Here is a 16,670-nt window from a genome sequence, read left to right on the forward strand (position 1 = left end):
TCGAAGCTTGAGTCGCGGCGGTTTTAGAGTTGGCGGCCACCCTCCTCGCGCAACAGCGCTTGCAGGGTGTCTAGGCGGGCACTGTCGAAGGCAGTGACGGTGCCTTGCTCGAACACCCGGCGCGCCAGCCCGGTCAGCACCGCACCGGGCGGCAGTTCGATCTGTAGACGTACGCCGCGCTCGTAGGCGCTTTGCACGGTGCCGCGCCAGTCCACCACGCGGCACATGTTGAAAGCGAGGTCGTCACGCAGCGCTTCGACTTTGCTCACAGGGCGGGCGCGGCTGCCGCTGAGATAGCCGATCCGTGGCGTTTTAAGTTCGACCCTGGCGAAGGCTTCGGCAAGCGCCTGCGCCGGTTTTTCCAGCAATGGGCAATGCGACGGCACGCTCACCGCCAGCCGTTTCGCCACTCCGGCGCCGCGACTGCGTGCCAGTTCGGCCACCGCGTGCATGGCCTTGTCGCTGCCGGCAATCACCACTTGGTTATCGGCGTTGATGTTGGCCAGATACACCGGCGCATCTTCGCTGTGCACTTGCGCCAGCAGGGTTTCGACTGTGGACAACTGCAAGCCGATGATCGCGGTCATGCCGTAGCCCTGTGGATAGGCTTGTTGCATCAGCTCACCGCGCAGACTGGCCAGATGCAGCGCATCGCTGAAACTCAAGGCCCCTGCCACCACCGCCGCCGGGTAGGCGCCGATGGACAGGCCGGCGACGTAATCCGCGCTCAGTTCATCCTGCAATAACTGCCGCGAAGCAGCGACACCGGCGATCAGCAGGCACAACTGAACCGCTCGTGTCGTGCGCAATGCCTCGGCACAATCCAGCAGCAAGACATCCTCGCCGAGCACATCACTGGCCTCGACCAGCGTTTCCCTTGGCAAACGCTGGAGCATGCCCGCTTGCTGCGCGCCCTGGCCGGGAAACACCAGCAGACTGCTCACGCTGCCTGCTCCTGCGGGTTCCACGGATCCGTCACCAGACAGGCCTGATAAGCATTTTTCAGCAGCACTCGGGACGAACCGCTGGCCCATTCCCGCAACGCCACAGCGCCGAACGGCGTCTGCAATTGCATGTCGACTCGGCACACAGTTTGATCAAATAGCGCGACCAGTTCGCGCGCCTGATCACGGCCGATCATCTGCGGCGCACGCAGAATCAGATCGAGATCACTGGCCGCATGCATCGCTGCAAAACCACTGGCCAATTCAAACCCGACACTGCCGCTGACACCCCAGACCCAACGGCAGTCATCGAGCATCGGCCGCAGTTGTTTGAGCGCCTGCATCACCGGCAGATCTCGCTCACACTCAACATGACAAAGGGCTTCGGGACTGACCCGACAGGCAATCGAATCCAGCGCCATAACCGCCGCCAGCCGCTGCTCGCGCAACACACCGCGCACACCGACCGCGACCTGACCTTCCTCGCTCAAGGCCCGGCGCACCACCACCGGTTGCCCGGCCGCCAGCGCCGCGACCGCCCACTGCGGCGCATCCGCCGGCAACTGCGCCGGGGTCATGCCCCAGAGCAGATCGTGGGCCAGGGGCAGGTTCACCACTGCGCCCTCAGCAACTCGCGGACTTTGCTGGAGGCGGCACGATTGCTCGCACCAAGTCGCCCTTTCAAATCTGTGCTGGTCACATCGTTGATCGCTTGCTTGAGGCACTCAGTCACGCGCGTCAGATCTTCCGCCGTCGGTTGTTCGATCTGCTGCACCGAGAGGGTTTCCCAGAGCAGGCCGAGGCTGGCGTAGCTGTCGATGTCGTAGGCCATCGGCGGCACGCTCGAGGCCAGCGCTTCCAGTTCCTCGACACTGCGCAAGGTCACCCGCGCCGCCGAGGCTTTGCCCATCGCGTGGACCATCACGCCGGGATCGCGCAAAGCAATCAGGCGATTGGCCTGATAACCGTGGGCGAGAAACGCACCCGACATGGCCTTGCCCACCAGCAGCGCAATCACCGGATGCCCGGCCAATCGCGCACGAGCATAACTGTCCGCCGCGCCGGCCAGCGCCTGATGAATGCCGAGGGCTTCTTCGCGCCGGCCATACGCCTGGCTCGGCACATCGACGATGGCGATGATCGGGCGCTTCTGTGCGCTGTCGCGGTCGGCGCTGATCGCGTCATCCACAGCCTTGGCCAGCCCCCAGCCTTCGAGCAAACCGACCTCGCCATTGCGGGCGCGGGGGAAACGATTGTCCGGGTCGGCGACCACGGCGATAAAACGCCCGAGCTCAGCGTCGGCCACTTTCAATGACGGCGGCAACCCTTCGACGACACTGGCGCCAGCGCTGAGCGCATTGAACCAGTGCAAACCGCGCAGTGAGTAACTGCTCATGAGCGCTCTCCTTGATACAGATCGCGAACCACCGACGGTTCGATTTGCTGGTCAGTGTTCAGCTTGCCGAGGCGTTGCAGGAACCACTCGGCGCGTTGACTGCGTGACTGTGCCGGCAAGCCTTGCTGGAGCAATTCACCGACCTGCTGACGAATCTGCGCTACATCATCGCCGACATAACGGTCCACCAGTCCGGTGTTGAAACGCTGTTCGCCGCCGGTCAGGCTCCAGATGAAGGGCCGGTCGCGGGAGTCGTATTCCTCGATCCCGGCTTCCTGCTCGATCACCTGCGGGCCGTTCAGGCCGAGACGTGCTTCCTGGGTCACCAGCAAATAACTGCACAGCGCTGCGGCGATCGACATGCCGCCGAAGCAACCGACACTGCCGGCGACCACGCCGACCACCGGTTGGTATTGCTGCAAATCGACAATCGCCGCGTGAATATCGGCAATCGCCGCCAGCCCTAGATTGGCTTCCTGCAAGCGCACGCCACCGGTTTCCAGCAGCAACACGGCGCGGGTGGGGATGGCGTTGCGGTTGTCTTCGGCAGCCAGTTCCAGCGCACCGGCAATCTTCGCCCCGCCGACTTCGCCAAGGCTGCCGCCCTGAAACGCACCTTCAATCGCCGCAATGACCACCGGCAAACCGTCGAGGCTGCCCTTGGCGATCACCACCCCGTCATCGGCTTGCGGCACTACGCCCTGGCGCTCGAGCCACGGCGACATGACCCGTTGAAACGGATCGAGCAGTTCGCGAAAGGTCCCGGCGTCGAGCAAGGCTTGCGCCCGCTGCCGTGCGCCAAGTTCGACGAAACTGTGTTTGTTGAGCAACGCTGCGCTGTCAGTCATGGCCGATCTCCTCGAAACCCTGTTCCAGACGCAAGCGCACCACCCCCGGCGTCGCGCCGAAATCGTGGATATCGATGGCCATCGCCGGAGGCGTGGTGCCGTCGAACATCCGCGCAAACAGGTGCTGCCAGCGCTGCTGCGCGCCGTTGACCGAGGTCTGCACGTTGATCGTCAGCTTGCCGGCCAGACCCGGTTCGATCAGCACTTCCAGATCACCCGAGCCGACACAACCGACCAGCGCACGCCCGCGTGGCGGCTGCCCGGCGGGGAATTCAAACGATAGGTTTTCCATCAAAACGCTCCCTGAGAGATGCCGTCGCGCTCGATACGATCGAGCAACAGCGTGGCGGCGAGCAGGTCGGCGGCGCCACCGGGCGAGGCATTCAATGCGATGAGTTGTTGATCGAGTTCGTGCAGGCGCCGGCGACCGCTGAGGCTGGCGCTGCCGCCGGCATCGAGTACCGCTTGCGCGCCGGCCTGCATGGCGTGCAGGCCCGGTTCGCCGGCGCGGTAAAGCACGCAGGTGTCTGCCAGCTCGGTCATGATCGCCAGCAACGCATCAAGCCGGGCGTTCTGTTCGCCGTGGCCGTTGGCGCGGCTTTTATGCAGTTGCGGCAGGCCGCGTTGCACCACGGACGGGAAGCCCAGTTGCGCTTCTTCCCGAGCGCCACGTGCGCCGTAACGCTGGGCGACCTGTGCGCCGTGGCTGAGCGGTGTCGGTGCGTAGCGATCGTCGAGCAGTGCCAGGCGTGCGGCACACAGGGCGATGGATTTCGGTTGCAGCGCGGCGGCCGTCACCAACAGTCCCAACGCCCAGATCGCGCCGCGATGGGTGTTGACGCCTTGGGTGGTTGTGAGCATGGCTTGCTCGCCTTCACGGCCGATGCGGCCGATCGCTTCGCGCAACGGCAAACCGACTTCACCGATCTCCAGCGCGGCCTCGGCCATTTCCTTGAATGCCGGCCACAATGCCAGCGCCGACGCGTGCATCAGGCCCAGGTGCAGATCGGTGTGTGCGCCATTGCCGCGACGATCGACCAGCGCCGGTTTCGGCGACAGATCGGCTTCGTCGATCAGTGCGTCCACCGCCAGATCGGCCAAGCGGTCAGCCAGAGAAAGCGGTTTCGCTTGCAGGTTAAATGCGTGCATTACCAGCTCCTGAATTTGGCGGGCGGGTTGTACAGGCCGCCGGACCACTCGACCAGATCGGCGACGCCTTTCGCCGCGAGCAATTCGCGCGTGGCGTCAGTGCGGCGGATGCCGAGGTCTTCGGGCAAGGCGATCAGGCCTTCGCGGCGCATGCGTTCGGTGTCTTTCGGGTTGTGTCGCAGGCCGATGGCGGTAACCCCGGCGACCGCTGCGATCATCGCCTGGCGTTCTTCCAGCGAGCGCGCTTTGTACAGGTAGGCGATGCCTTCTTCGGTAAGCAGGTGGGTAACGTCGTCGCCGTAGATCATGATCGGCGCCAGTGGCATGCCGCTTTTCTTCGCCACCTCCACGGCGTCGAGGGTTTCGACGAAGGTCGGTTTGCCGCCCTCCTGGAAGGTCTCGACCATTTGCACCACGAGTTTCTTGCCGCGTTCGAGCATCGGTTGCGGCCCGTCGGCGTGGCGCATGTCCAGCCACGCCGGGGTGCCGTGACGGCGGCCGCGCGGGTCGTGGCCCATGTTTGGCGCACCACCGAAACCGGCGAGACGGCCCCGAGTCACGGTCGAGGAATGGCCGTCGCCATCGACCTGCAATGTCGCGCCGATAAACAGATCCACCGCGTATTGCCCGGCCAGTTGGCAGACCATGCGGTTGGAGCGCAGCGAGCCGTCGCGGCCAGTGAAGAACACATCGGGCCGAGCGGCGATGTAGTTTTCCATGCCCAGTTCGGTACCGAAGCAATGCACGCTCTCGACCCAGCCGCTTTCAATCGCCGGGATCAGCGTCGGGTGCGGATTGAGCGTCCAGTTGCGGCAGATTTTGCCTTTCAGGCCTAGGGATTCGCCGTAGGTCGGCAGGATCAGTTCGATGGCGGCGGTGTTGAAACCAATGCCGTGGTTGAGCGACTGCACGTTGTGTTTTTCGTAGATCCCGCGAATCGCCATCATCGCCATCAGCACGTGCACAGGCTTGATGTGCCGTGGGTCGCGGGTGAACAGCGGTTCGATGTAGAACGGCTTGTCGGCGACCACGACGAAATCGACCCATGAAGCGGGAATGTCTACGCGAGGCAGCTCGCTGACGTCATCGACCAATTGGTTGACCTGAACGATAACGATGCCATCGCTGAACGCCGCCGGTTCGATCAGTGCCGGGGTATCTTCGGTGCTCGGGCCGGTGTAGATGTTGCCGGCGCGGTCGGCCATGAAGCCGGCCGAGAGCACAACGTTGGGGATCAGGTCCACGACGAGGCGGGCGTAGAGTTCGATGTACGTGTGAATGGCGCCGACTTCGAGCAAGCCATCTTCGAGCAACTGGCTGATGCGCAGGCTCTGGGTGCCGGCGAAGGAGAAATCGAGCTTGCGGGCAATGCCACGTTCGAACAGATCAAGATGTTCGGAGCGGCCGACGCTGGGCATGATCATGTGCAGATCGTGGAGCTTGGCCGGGTCGGCCTTGGCCAGCGAGCGCGAAAGGAAATCCGCCTGCTTCTGGTTGTTGCCCTCCAGCACCACGCGGTCGCCGGGGTGCATCAGCGCTTCGAGCGCGGCGACGATCTTGTCGCTAGGCAACACCGCGCCATCGGCGAGCCCGCGCACCTTGTCGAGCCGGCGCTGCTTTTCGTCACGCCGCCGCGTCCAGCGCGAGTCGGGGGAAATTGTTGTTGTCATGCTCACTCCACGGGGTTCGCTGTCGTGGAGCCAAGTTAGGCGTGTGTGGTGAGGGCATCAATCAAGCTGGGCGGTGAATCATTACGCTGAGCGTAACGTTCAAAAGCTACCCTCACCCTAGCCCTCTCCCGGAGGGAGAGGGAACCGATTGGGGGATGCTTGGGAATGACGCTGACCTGAGCCCGTTGTAGTGAATCCATAATCGACTCGGTCATTCAGGTCGATGTAGGACGCGAGACACCTCGGTCGGCTCCCTCTCCCTTTGGGAGAGGGCTGGGGTGAGGGGCTTTTGATCGTTCCCACGCTCTCCGTGGGAATGCCTCCACGGACGCTCCGCGTTCGGCTCTTGATGGGACGCGGAGCGTCCCGGGCTGCATTCCCACGCGGAGCGTGGGAATGATCAGTCAAGCCTTGGATCAGCGGGCCAATCCCGCATCCACCAGTAACTGCTCCAGCCCCAACAAATCCGGCACCTTCGCCACCTGCTCGCCGACCTGCACCGCCGCCTGCTCCAGCGCACACAACGGCACATCGACATAACTCAACTGACTGTCCAGCTTGTACGACCGAGGAATCCCCTGCACCAACAGGGCGATGAATCTCAGCTCGGGCAAGCCGCCCAGCGCATTCAGGATGACGATCCGCGCCCGTTCGCCGATGACGATTTTCTGCCCGCAGGCCGATTCGAAACTGATCAACGGAATCTGCCGCTCGCGCCACGTTACCCGGCCCAGGTACCACGGCGGCGTGTCGAGATCGAAGGCGCTGGCCTGGTAGTCGATCAGCTCGGCGATGGCGACATTGGGCAGGATCAGGTTGCGATCGGCCAGCGGCAGCAACAGCCCGGTGAGCTGGCTGGTGCGCGGGTTGTGCCGGTGCTCATGCATGTTTCTTGCTCCACTGGGCGATGCTCTCCAGCAACACCGATTCCTGATACGGCTTGCCGAGGTAGTCGTTGACGCCGATGGCCATGGCGCGGTCGCGGTGTTTCTGCCCGGTGCGCGAGGTGATCATGATGATTGGCAAGTGGCACAGGCGTTCGTCGGCGCGTACCTGGGTGGCGACTTCGAAGCCGTCCATGCGCGGCATTTCGATGTCGAGCAGCATCAGGTCGGGCGTGTGTTCTTCGAGGAGCAGCATCGCATCGACGCCGTCCTTGGCAGTCAGCACGTTCATGCCGTGGCGCTCGAGCAAACGGCTGGTGACCTTGCGCACCGTCACCGAGTCATCGACGACCATGATCAGCAGCGGCTTGTGCGGTTCGCTGTCGATCTCCGTGCGCGCCGGCTCTTGCGCTAGGCGCGCCTGCATCGCGCGGATCGGTGCGAGCAGATCCAGAATCAACACCACCCGGCCGTCGCCGAGAATCGTCGCCCCCGACACGCCCTGCACCGCCGCGAACTGCGGGCCGAGGCTCTTGACCACGATCTCGCGAGTGCCGGCCATGGCGTCGACCAGCACCGCAACATGGCGGTCGTTGCAATGCACCAGCAGCACCGGCAACGGCAGGTTCTGCCCGAGCAGTTTTGGCCGTGGCGCAGTCTTCAACAGCTCGCCCAGGTAGCACAGCTCATAACGCTGGCCGCCGTATTGATAACTCGGTGGATCCTGCCGGAAGTGCCCTTCCAGATCATTCGGCAACACACGCACGATGCCTTCGATGGTGTTCAGCGGAATCGCGTATTGATCCTCAGCGCACTGCACCATCAGCGCGCGGTTGACCGACACGGTGAACGGCAGGCGAATGCGGAAATGCACGCCCTGCCCCGGCACCGAATCGATACTCATGCTGCCGCCGAGCTGACGCACCTCTTCGTGGACCACGTCCATGCCGACGCCACGCCCGGAAATCTGGGTGATCTTTTCCGCCGTGGAGAAACCCGGCTGAAGGATGAACTGCAACACGTCGCGGTCGCTGATCTCGGCGTCGGGCGCCAGCAAGCCGCGTTTGATCGCCTTGCGCCGCACGGCTTCCAGCGGCACCCCGGCGCCGTCGTCGCGGATGTCGAAAACCATGTCACCGCCTTCGCGGGACAGATCAAGGGTGATCTGCCCTTGCGCCGGTTTGCCTGCCGCCAGCCGCACATCGGCGGGTTCGAGGCCATGGTCGACGGCGTTGCGCAGCATGTGTTCCAGCGGCGCGGCCATGCGTTCCAGCACATTGCGATCCATCTCGCCATCGGCATTGCCGACGACAAAAGCGACATCCTTGCCCAGCTCTTCGGCGACCTGACGAACGATGCGTTTCAGACGCGGCACCATGCGTTCGAACGGCACCATGCGCGTGCGCATCAGGCCTTCCTGCAATTCGGTGTTGATCCGCCCCTGTTGCTGCAACAGGTTCTCCGCATCGTGGTTGCGGCGGTCGAGGGTTTCCTTGAGGTCGAGCAGGTCAGAAGCGGATTCGAACAGCGCCCGCGACAGTTGCTGGAGCTGCGAATGGCGGTCCATTTCCAGCGGATCGAAGTCTTCATAACCGAGGCGTTCGCCATCGACTTGCTGGCGGCTGAGGATGCGCCCTTGGGTTTCGGTGTCGAGGCGGCGCAACTGATCGCGCATGCGCTCGATGGTGGTTTCCATCTCGTTGAGAGCAATCTGCGCATCGTTGACTTGCTGCTCGATTCGCCCACGAAAGATCGAGGTTTCCCCGGCCAGATTGACCAGTTCATCAAGCAGCTCGGACGAGACCTTGACCATGTCCGCGCCAGCATCGGCGGCCGGTGGCGCAGCCTCGGGCTTGGCCACCGGTGCCGCGACCGGCGCCGGTGGCGCTTCAACCTGCACCGGGTGACTGAAATTCTGGATCGCGCTGATCAGCCGATCGGCCGGTGGGCACGGCTGCCCGGCGCGCACACCATCGAGCATTTGCGCCAGTCGGTCATGGCCGCGTTGCACCAGCGCAAACAGTTCGGCAGACGGTTGCAGCGCACCGCTAGAGAGACTTTCGTAGAGAAATTCCAGCTCATGGGCGAGGTCGCCGATCGGGCCGATTTCGACCATCCGCGCGCCACCCTTGAGGGTGTGTAGATCGCGCAGCAGGGTTTCAATCTCCTGACGGTTACCCGGCTCGGCCTGCCAGCGCAACAGCGCGGCGCCGGAGCTTTCGATGATGTCGAAACCTTCTTCGAGGAAGATTTCCAACAGTTCCGGGTCATGCCCGGCGTTGTCGTGTTCGACCGCTGCGGGGGCAGATTCGCTGGCGGCCTGGCCCTGACGCAATTGACGGATCGCGTCGATCAGATCCTGCGCCGGGGTCAGCGCTTGATGCGCTTGCAGTTGCTCCAGCATCAGCGCCAAACGCTCGTGACTTTGCTGGAGCAAACCTTCGAGCACGACGCTGTGGCTGTAACGCCGATCGACCAGCCCTTCGTAGAGGTTTTCCAGCTCCTGGGCAAGGTCGCCGACGGCCTCGACTTCGGCCATGCGCGCGCCGCCCTTCAGCGTGTGCAAGTCGCGCTGCAATGACGACAGCGGCGCGGCGTTGTCCGGGTCCTTGCGCCAGCGCTGCAAGGCTTGCCCGGCGCTGTCGAGAATGTCCACTGCCTCTTCGAGGAAGATTTCGACGATCTCGTCGTCAGGCTCAAGGGCGGCAACCGATTGCTGCAATTGGGCGGTGGCGCTGCCCAGTTCGCGAATGTCCAGGGTGCGACTGCCGTCGCTGCGGATCAGGCCCATCGCCGCCGGGTCGAGGCCTTCGTCGAGCAGTTCCTGCAAGGCACGAATCCGCTCCGGTTGCGCGGTGATTTCCTGGCCGGCAGCGAGCTCGTCGAGCATGTTGATCAGCGCTTCGTGGGCCAGTTGCGCCTCGTGGAAAAACCGCTCACTGACCGCCAGGCTGCTTTCTTCCACCGCGCCATACAGGTCGAGCAAAGCTTCGCAGAGGCCATCGACCGGAAGCAGATCGGCAAGGTGCGCGCCCTCGCCCAGAGTGGTCAGCTCATCGAGCAAGGCGCTGAGTTCCTGGCGCTCGCCGGGGTGTTGCTGCCAGCGCTGCAAGAGGTTTTCGGCGTCGAGGAGGATGTCCATGCCCTGGGCGAGGAAGTTGTTGATCAGCTGCGGATCGCGCTTGAGGCGCAGGCCGCTGTCAGCGCCATCGGAGCTGGCTTGCAGGCGCTCGGCGAGCAGCGCCTCGGTGCGTTTGATCAGCGACTGCGCACCGACAATCGGCGCCAGCGGATCGTGTTTGAGCTGACGCAGGCCGACGCGGAACAAGCCCTCGGCTTCGAGCAGCAATTCAACCTCGTCCAGATCCAGCGGCAACTGATGCGCCTTGAACTCGCGGGCCAGTTGATCCAGCGAAGCCGCCAGTTCGGCCATCGGCAATACGCCGGCCATCGAGGCACTGCCCTTGAGCGTGTGCAGCGCCCGTTGCAGTTCGTCGCTGGCCGGCAACGGCACCTGTTCGGCGGCCTGATCGAGGAAACGGTTGAGGCTGGCGAGGTGGGTTTCGGCTTCTTTGCGGAAGATTTCCAGCAGCAGCGGATCGAGCGCGGCGACGTCGTCGGTGTCTTCGGCAGCCAGCGGCTCATCGCCTTTGGCCAACGCGTGGGCGCGGGCGGCGAGTTGGTCGACATCGCTGCGTTGGCGCTGACGCTGGGTGGCGAATTCGTTGATCAGCTCGGGCAGCAGCAACAGCGTGTCGCCGAGCAACTGGCGCAGCACTGCGCCGGGCTCGACGCTTTGTTCGAGCACGCGGTTGAGCAGATTTTCCACGGCCCAGGCCAGTTCGCCAAGGACCAAGGCACGGACCATGCGCCCGCTGCCCTTCAGGGTATGAAAGGCCCGGCGCAGTTCGGTCAGTGCGGCGCGGTCCTGCGGATTGGCGGTCCAGCGCGGCAGGTATTCGTGGAGGACCGCGAGGACTTCGTCGGTCTCTTCGAGGAATACTTCGCGCAGTTCATCGTCGACCGGTTCTTCATCGGTCGGCGGCGGCATCAGGCTGTCAGGGGTGTTGCGCGCCGGCGGGTTGAGCGCCGACACCGGGCTGGCCAGCACCTCGGCGAGCGACTGCACGACGTCAGGGTCGTCAAGGGTTTGCAGATCCTGCATGAGCTGCGCTTCGCTGGGGCTGAGCACCTCATCGAGCACCGGCACTTGCGCTTCGCCGGGCTGCTCGTTGGCAAAGAAGCCGAGGCTGGCAAGGCTGTTTTGCGCGACATCGAGCAGATGCTCGGCGGGCGCCTGCGGGTCGTCGCTCAGGCGTTCGAGGTAATACTCCAGGCTGCTGATCACATCGGCCAGATGATCGAGTTGTTCCCAGCCCGGTTCGTGGGCATCGAGCATCAAATGCTCGCGAATGAAACCGTTGCAGGCCTCGACCAGACTCGCCGCGCGGGCCAGCGGAATCATCGCCAGCGCTCCGCGCACCTGCGTCAGCAGTTCGGGCAGCGGTTGCAGATGCTGGCGGTCCCAATCGGCGTCGATGTAGTCGACGATCATGTCCTTGGCCTGTTGCAGGCAGATGCGCGCTTCCTTGATCACGATCTGATGGATCTGCGTCAGGTCGGTGGTCGGCAGGCGTGCGTCTTCGGCGCTTTGCGTCTCCACCGTGCCGACCATGCCGGCCAGCGTCGCTTCGACGTAGAGCAAGGCCCCGGCGACGTCCATGAGGATAGCGTCGTTCGGTTCGCGCTGGCCTTGGGCGAGGCTGAGCACCACTGCCAGTTGGTCGATGATGACTTTGCGCGGCTGGCCGAAACCAAGCACCGCGAGGGTGTCGGCAATCTGCCGCAGCGGCGCGAGCAGGCTGTCCAGATCCGAGGCGTGCTGGCGGTCGCTGCGCACGAACAGATCGAGGCGCTCCTTGACCCGCACCAGCTCTTCGCACAGCGCCGCCAGCACCGAGCGCATGGCATCGCGGTCGGGGCCGGCGAGGCGTGCGCGTTCTTCATCGACCATCGCGCTGTCGGGCAACGCGTCGTCCAGGGAGTAGTGATCTTTCATGGTCAGCATCTGCCCGGTGGGATGTTCGGCTTTGGCAATATAGAACAACAGGCTTTTCAGCAGCTCGGCCGGCGCCGGCTGATTGAGCCCGACGATGCCCTGCTCGAGCAGGCGCTTGAGCTCTTGGTCGGTGTCCTTGAACAGGCTGCGCAGCGCCGGACTGTTGGCGATGACGCCCTCGCGCATGCCCTCGACCAATGCCGAGGCGATTTGCCACAAAGGGCTCAACGGCGCGTCGCCGCTCAGCGCTTCGAGACGGCTGAAGACTTTGGCCAGATAGCCAAGGTGCGTCTGGTCGTCCTGTTCGCGCAGCAGACCGACCAGAGCCATTTGCAGCATCTGCCGCAGTTTGCGCAGCACGTTCGGCAGATCGGGCGGTTCCAGCGCGGCGAGTGCCTCGTCGCCGAGCGGCGCCAGCTCGGGCAGTGGCGGGCTGAACAGGCTGGTTTCCGCCAGCAGGCTTTCACCGCGAGCGCTGCGCAGATCGTTGATCAGCGGCAACACCACCAGCGGCAGGTCGCGGCGGGCGCTCTGCACGCGGTCAAGGTAAAGCGGCAGTTGCCCCAGAGCTTGCAGCAGCAGGTGCAGGGCTTCGTCGCGGTGCGGTACACGATCATGTTGCAGGGCTTCGACCAAGTGCTCCATTTCTTCGGCCAGTAACGCTGCGCCGTAGAACTCGACCATTTGCAGACTGCCGTGGACCTGATGAATGTACGCCAGACATTCGTCCAGCCCGGGGAAGGCCTGCGGATCGTCGAGCACGGCCTCGATCGCCTGATGCGCCAGCTTCAGCGTTTCGGCAATTTCGCCCTTGACCCATTCCAGGGCCACGTAGTCGTGCCGATCACCCATAACCACTCCACTCACGCTTTATCTGTCGCCGCCGGCAAGGTGAAACCGGACACCGAACGGCGCAACTGACTGGCCATTTTCGCCAGGTTGCCGATGCTCTCGGCGGTGGCCGTGGACCCCGACGAAGTCTGCGAGGTGATCTGCTGGATCACGTTCATCGTCAGCGAGATCTGCCCGGCCGAGGAGGTCTGCTGCTGCGCCGCGTTGGAAATGCTCTGGATCAGCGCCGCGAGGGTCTTGGATACGCCTTCGATTTCTTCCAGGGCCACACCGGCATCCTGCGCCAGTCGCGCGCCGCGCACCACTTCGGTGGTGGTCTGTTCCATGGAAATCACCGCTTCGTTGGTGTCGGCCTGAATCGCCCGCACCAGGGTTTCGATCTGCCGGGTCGCGGCGGACGAACGTTCGGCCAGCCGTTGCACTTCGTCGGCAACCACGGCAAAACCGCGCCCGGCATCACCGGCCATCGACGCCTGGATCGCCGCGTTGAGGGCGAGAATGTTGGTCTGGTCGGCGATGTCGTCGATCAGGCTGACGATGTCGCCGATTTCCTGAGAGGACTCGCCGAGGCGCTTGATGCGCTTGGCGGTGTCCTGAATCTGTTCGCGGATGTTGTCCATACCGTGGATGGTGTTGTGCACCACCTCGTTGCCCTTGTTGGCGATTTCCACGGAACGCTCGGCCACCGCCGACGATTCGGCAGCGTTGGCCGAGACCTGATCGATGGACTCGGCCATGTCGCTGATCGCCGTCGAAGCTTCGGAAATCTGCTGGGCCTGTTGCTCAGACGCTTGGGCCAGATGCATGGCGGTGGCCTGGGTTTCCTGCACGGCGGCGGCAACCTGGCCGGCGGTGAGGTTGATGGTGGCGACCAGATCGCGCAATTGGTCGACGGAATAGTTGATCGAGTCGGCGATGGTGCCGGTGAAGTCTTCGGTCACCGAAGCGGTCACGGTGAGGTCGCCATCGGCGAGGTCTTCGATTTCGTCGAGCAGGCGCATGATCGCGTTCTGGTTGCGCTCGTTCTTCTCGGCGGTTTCACGCAACTGGCGATTGGTTTCGCGGACCATGACCAGACCGATGAGGATGATCGAGGCGAGCGCCAGCAAGCCCAGCACATAGCCGCCAATGGTGTCGGTGTTGCGCCCGCCGGCCAGATGCTCGAAACCTGTAGCAAGGTGTGAGGCTTCGTCGAGCAGGGTTTGCGACAGGGTGAAGATGTTGCTGGCCGACTCGCGGACCTTGAACAGCTCCGGCGAGGTTTCGAGGATTTCATCCACGGAGCCGGAAACGAACTGGAACAGCTCGGAAATTTCGCTCAAACGCGCACGGGCGTCGCGGTCTTCGACCTGGCTGATTTTCAGCGCCGGGTTGCCTTGCAACATGCCGTTAAGCACCAGGCCGAAACGCGCGGCATCGCGGCCAAAGGCGTCGGCGGCCTGCTGTGAATTTTCGTCACCGGCGAGCACGGTGTTGACTGCGCCAAGAATGCGTTCAGCCAGTAGCGATTGCCGTTGCGCCATTGCCACCTGCGCCGCCGGAGCGCCGCGCTGGAGGAGGATTTCCACGACTTTTTCGTATTCGATCTGCAACTGCGGCACGGTTTCTGCCAACGTCGCGGCGACCTGATGCAGCGACAGCACGGTCTGTTCGCTGCTGAGGATCGCATCGGTGTTTTTCAACAGGCGCTCCCAGTCCATCTGCACCGCGCGCATTTCCGGGCGCACGGCGACGGGTGCCGGCGGCAGGCCGGTGTTCGGGTCACCCTTCTTCAGGTAGCCCCAGCGCTGGGCAAAATCGTTGCGCGCATCACTGAGCAGCTTGAACGCCGCAGCCTTGCCCGCCGCCGCTTCGGTGGCGTTCTTGGCGATGCGTTGCGAGAGCACGCGCAGTTCGCCGGCATGGCCGATGTACTGCTTGTCGTAGTTCGCCTGGGTGTTGAGGTACGCGAAGTTGGCGAACAGCAGCATGATGAACACGATCAGTGCGATAAACAGCACAATGATCTGTGCGCGACTGCGTGATGCTTCTGCCGACTTGCCTGTTTTTGCTTTTGTCATCGGTCCTCGCCTATGAAACCTGCCATGGCCCTTGTGGGAGCGAGCCTTGTGACGAGGGGATTTATCCCCGTTCGGCTGCGAAGCAGTCGCAAAAATATCGCATGCGCTGACGGTGTCAGGCATTGCAGTTTTTGGGGCCGCTGCGCGACCCAACGGGGATAAATCCCCTCGCCACATGGCCCGCGTCCACATGGGTTCTGTTGTTCGTGCTATAGAGCCACACCCATGAACACCGGAGACCTGGCCAGTGCGAACAGGCTGAACACCCGCCAGTTCTGTTCACGGCGGAAATAGCCTTTGACGAATTCGGCCTTGGAGCCCTGGCGCTTGCTGATCGACAGCGGCTCGAAACTGCCCTGTTCGAAATGCTGCAAGCCGATGACTTCGTCGACCATTACCCCGGCGAACACGTCTTCATGTTCCACCACCAATACCCGCCGTTGTTTGCGCAGCGGCGACAGCTCATGGCCGAAGAAGCCGCACAGGTCCATGATCGGCAGCAGCCGCCCGCGCAGATTGGCGACACCCTTGACCCACGGCTTGACCCCGGGCAACTGGGTGAAGCGCGGTTCATGCAGGACTTCGCTGACTTCGCCCATCGGCGCCACATACCAATGTTCGCCGAGGCGAAAGCCGATGCCGCTCCAGCGATCCGGGCGCGCCGCTTGCGACGGCAGGTCCGCTGCCAGCAGGCGGCAGCGCTGGTCGATCTGCCAGAGCAGTTCGAACGCGGTCAGCGATTCGTTCATGATCGCGCGATCAGCCGTTGAGTACGTTGTTCAGGGTCTTGATCAGGGTGTCTTCGTCGACCGGTTTGGTCAGGTAATCCTTGGCGCCCTGGCGGGTGCCCCAGACCTTGTCGGTCTCCTGATCCTTGGTGGTGATGATGATCACCGGGATGTGCGCCGTGTCGGCATCCTTGGTCAACTGCCGGGTCGCCTGAAAACCGTTGAGGCCAGGCATGACGATGTCCATCAGCACCGCGTCGGGTTTTTCCTGACGGGCCAAGGCCACGCCGTCGGCGCCGTTCTCGGCCTTGAGCACTTCATGGCCGTGCTTTTCGAGCATGCCGGTGAGTTTGTACATTTCAGTCGGCGAATCATCGACGATCAGGATACGTGCCATGGTCTTCCCCATTTTTCTGGTCGACTGCCGGCCCGCTGGCCGAGCGTCACTGTGCGTGTCTTACTGCGGCAAAACGGCGGCGAAGCCCGGAACATGGGCCTGGATCGCGTTGAGCAGTTCTTCTTTGCTGAACGGCTTGGTCAGAAATTGATCAGAGCCGACAATCCGCCCCTTGGCCTTGTCGAACAGACCGTCCCTGGACGACAGCATGATCACCGGCGTCGCCTTGAAGGCGCTGTTGTTCTTGATCAGGGCGCAGGTCTGATAACCGTCCAGACGCGGCATCATGATGTCGACAAAGATGATCCCGGGATGGTGGTCGGCAATCTTCGCCAGCGCATCGAAACCGTCGATGGCGGTGATCACTTCGCAACCGACATTCTTCAACAATGTTTCGGCGGTGCGGCGAATCGTTTTCGAGTCGTCGATCACCATGACCTTCAAGGCGCTGGACTGCTGTTCCATAAGAGGGTTCTACCGTCGCCTTTGCGAATCAAATTGTCCGTTTTGCTGTGAATAATGGCCTGAAACCCTTGAAACCCATGGGGCGGCGCGATCTGCCAGCCTTTTTAGCACAGTCTCCAGATGCAATCTATCGACGGGTTTTTCCTTGACCCGAAACCCGCCCGGCGCCACTCTGGCGGCACTTTTTCAATACCGATCCGGTAGCCAAATTTCGAGGA

The 16,670-nt window shown here is 63.2% G+C and carries 13 protein-coding genes; all 13 read right to left on the reverse strand.

The features are described 5' to 3' along the window. Positions 1 to 23: 23 nt before the first annotated feature. The 13 genes from mdcH to pilG all read right to left on the reverse strand — a co-directional run bounded on the left by mdcH (position 24) and on the right by pilG (position 16,452). A complete protein-coding gene (gene mdcH / locus AB4O45_RS11245; RefSeq protein WP_423663465.1) occupies positions 24 to 944 on the reverse strand; it encodes a malonate decarboxylase subunit epsilon in 921 nt (306 codons plus the stop codon). Beyond that, complete coding sequence (locus AB4O45_RS11250; protein WP_460161401.1) at positions 941 to 1,561, reverse strand: malonate decarboxylase holo-ACP synthase; 621 nt, start codon at positions 1,559 to 1,561, stop codon at positions 941 to 943. The genes mdcH and AB4O45_RS11250 overlap by 4 nt, the downstream gene beginning before the upstream one ends. After that, on the reverse strand, positions 1,555 to 2,340 hold the full coding sequence (gene mdcE / locus AB4O45_RS11255) for a biotin-independent malonate decarboxylase subunit gamma (RefSeq protein WP_460161402.1): 786 nt from the start codon (positions 2,338 to 2,340) through the stop codon (positions 1,555 to 1,557). Before mdcE ends, AB4O45_RS11250 begins: the two co-directional genes overlap by 7 nt. Next, entirely contained in the window at positions 2,337 to 3,188 is an 852-nt protein-coding gene (locus AB4O45_RS11260) for a biotin-independent malonate decarboxylase subunit beta (RefSeq protein ID WP_460161403.1), read from the reverse strand. Before AB4O45_RS11260 ends, mdcE begins: the two co-directional genes overlap by 4 nt. After that, positions 3,181 to 3,480, reverse strand: coding sequence for a malonate decarboxylase subunit delta (locus AB4O45_RS11265; protein WP_039757560.1), 300 nt, complete (start codon positions 3,478 to 3,480; stop codon positions 3,181 to 3,183). Before AB4O45_RS11265 ends, AB4O45_RS11260 begins: the two co-directional genes overlap by 8 nt. Further along, positions 3,480 to 4,337: a triphosphoribosyl-dephospho-CoA synthase gene (locus AB4O45_RS11270; protein ID WP_460161404.1), complete on the reverse strand. Its 858-nt coding sequence runs from the start codon at positions 4,335 to 4,337 to the stop codon at positions 3,480 to 3,482. Before AB4O45_RS11270 ends, AB4O45_RS11265 begins: the two co-directional genes overlap by 1 nt. Further along, complete coding sequence (gene mdcA, locus AB4O45_RS11275; protein WP_460161405.1) at positions 4,337 to 6,007, reverse strand: malonate decarboxylase subunit alpha; 1,671 nt, start codon at positions 6,005 to 6,007, stop codon at positions 4,337 to 4,339. Before mdcA ends, AB4O45_RS11270 begins: the two co-directional genes overlap by 1 nt. A gap of 416 nt (positions 6,008 to 6,423) precedes the next feature. Continuing rightward, the gene (locus AB4O45_RS11280; RefSeq protein ID WP_071172230.1) at positions 6,424 to 6,894 is read right to left on the reverse strand and encodes a chemotaxis protein CheW; all 471 of its coding nucleotides are present in this window, start codon (positions 6,892 to 6,894) and stop codon (positions 6,424 to 6,426) included. Further along, positions 6,887 to 12,802, reverse strand: coding sequence for an Hpt domain-containing protein (locus tag AB4O45_RS11285; protein WP_460161406.1), 5,916 nt, complete (start codon positions 12,800 to 12,802; stop codon positions 6,887 to 6,889). The genes AB4O45_RS11280 and AB4O45_RS11285 overlap by 8 nt, the downstream gene beginning before the upstream one ends. A gap of 11 nt (positions 12,803 to 12,813) precedes the next feature. Continuing rightward, entirely contained in the window at positions 12,814 to 14,862 is a 2,049-nt protein-coding gene (locus AB4O45_RS11290; RefSeq protein ID WP_041476807.1) for a methyl-accepting chemotaxis protein, read from the reverse strand. Positions 14,863 to 15,071: 209 nt separating this feature from the next. Further along, positions 15,072 to 15,611 (reverse strand): chemotaxis protein CheW, encoded by a 540-nt coding sequence (locus AB4O45_RS11295; RefSeq protein ID WP_016772745.1) that lies wholly within the window; start codon positions 15,609 to 15,611, stop codon positions 15,072 to 15,074. Positions 15,612 to 15,621: 10 nt separating this feature from the next. Next, positions 15,622 to 15,987, reverse strand: a complete 366-nt coding sequence (pilH, locus tag AB4O45_RS11300; protein WP_016772744.1) for a twitching motility response regulator PilH — start codon at positions 15,985 to 15,987, stop codon at positions 15,622 to 15,624. A gap of 60 nt (positions 15,988 to 16,047) precedes the next feature. After that, positions 16,048 to 16,452: a twitching motility response regulator PilG gene (gene pilG / locus AB4O45_RS11305; RefSeq protein WP_016772743.1), complete on the reverse strand. Its 405-nt coding sequence runs from the start codon at positions 16,450 to 16,452 to the stop codon at positions 16,048 to 16,050. Positions 16,453 to 16,670 lie beyond the last annotated feature (218 nt).

This window comes from Pseudomonas sp. S2_B10, from assembly GCF_054668425.1.

Coding starts and splice junctions, on each gene's coding strand:
- mdcE (WP_460161402.1), bottom strand. CDS start 2,340: ATGAGCAGTTACTCACTGCGCGGTTTGCACTGGTTCAATGCGCTCAGC.
- AB4O45_RS11260 (WP_460161403.1), bottom strand. CDS start 3,188: ATGACTGACAGCGCAGCGTTGCTCAACAAACACAGTTTCGTCGAACTT.
- AB4O45_RS11265 (WP_039757560.1), bottom strand. CDS start 3,480: ATGGAAAACCTATCGTTTGAATTCCCCGCCGGGCAGCCGCCACGCGGG.
- AB4O45_RS11270 (WP_460161404.1), bottom strand. CDS start 4,337: ATGCACGCATTTAACCTGCAAGCGAAACCGCTTTCTCTGGCTGACCGC.
- mdcA (WP_460161405.1), bottom strand. CDS start 6,007: ATGACAACAACAATTTCCCCCGACTCGCGCTGGACGCGGCGGCGTGAC.
- AB4O45_RS11280 (WP_071172230.1), bottom strand. CDS start 6,894: ATGCATGAGCACCGGCACAACCCGCGCACCAGCCAGCTCACCGGGCTG.
- AB4O45_RS11285 (WP_460161406.1), bottom strand. CDS start 12,802: ATGGGTGATCGGCACGACTACGTGGCCCTGGAATGGGTCAAGGGCGAA.
- AB4O45_RS11290 (WP_041476807.1), bottom strand. CDS start 14,862: ATGACAAAAGCAAAAACAGGCAAGTCGGCAGAAGCATCACGCAGTCGC.
- AB4O45_RS11295 (WP_016772745.1), bottom strand. CDS start 15,611: ATGAACGAATCGCTGACCGCGTTCGAACTGCTCTGGCAGATCGACCAG.
- pilH (WP_016772744.1), bottom strand. CDS start 15,987: ATGGCACGTATCCTGATCGTCGATGATTCGCCGACTGAAATGTACAAA.
- pilG (WP_016772743.1), bottom strand. CDS start 16,452: ATGGAACAGCAGTCCAGCGCCTTGAAGGTCATGGTGATCGACGACTCG.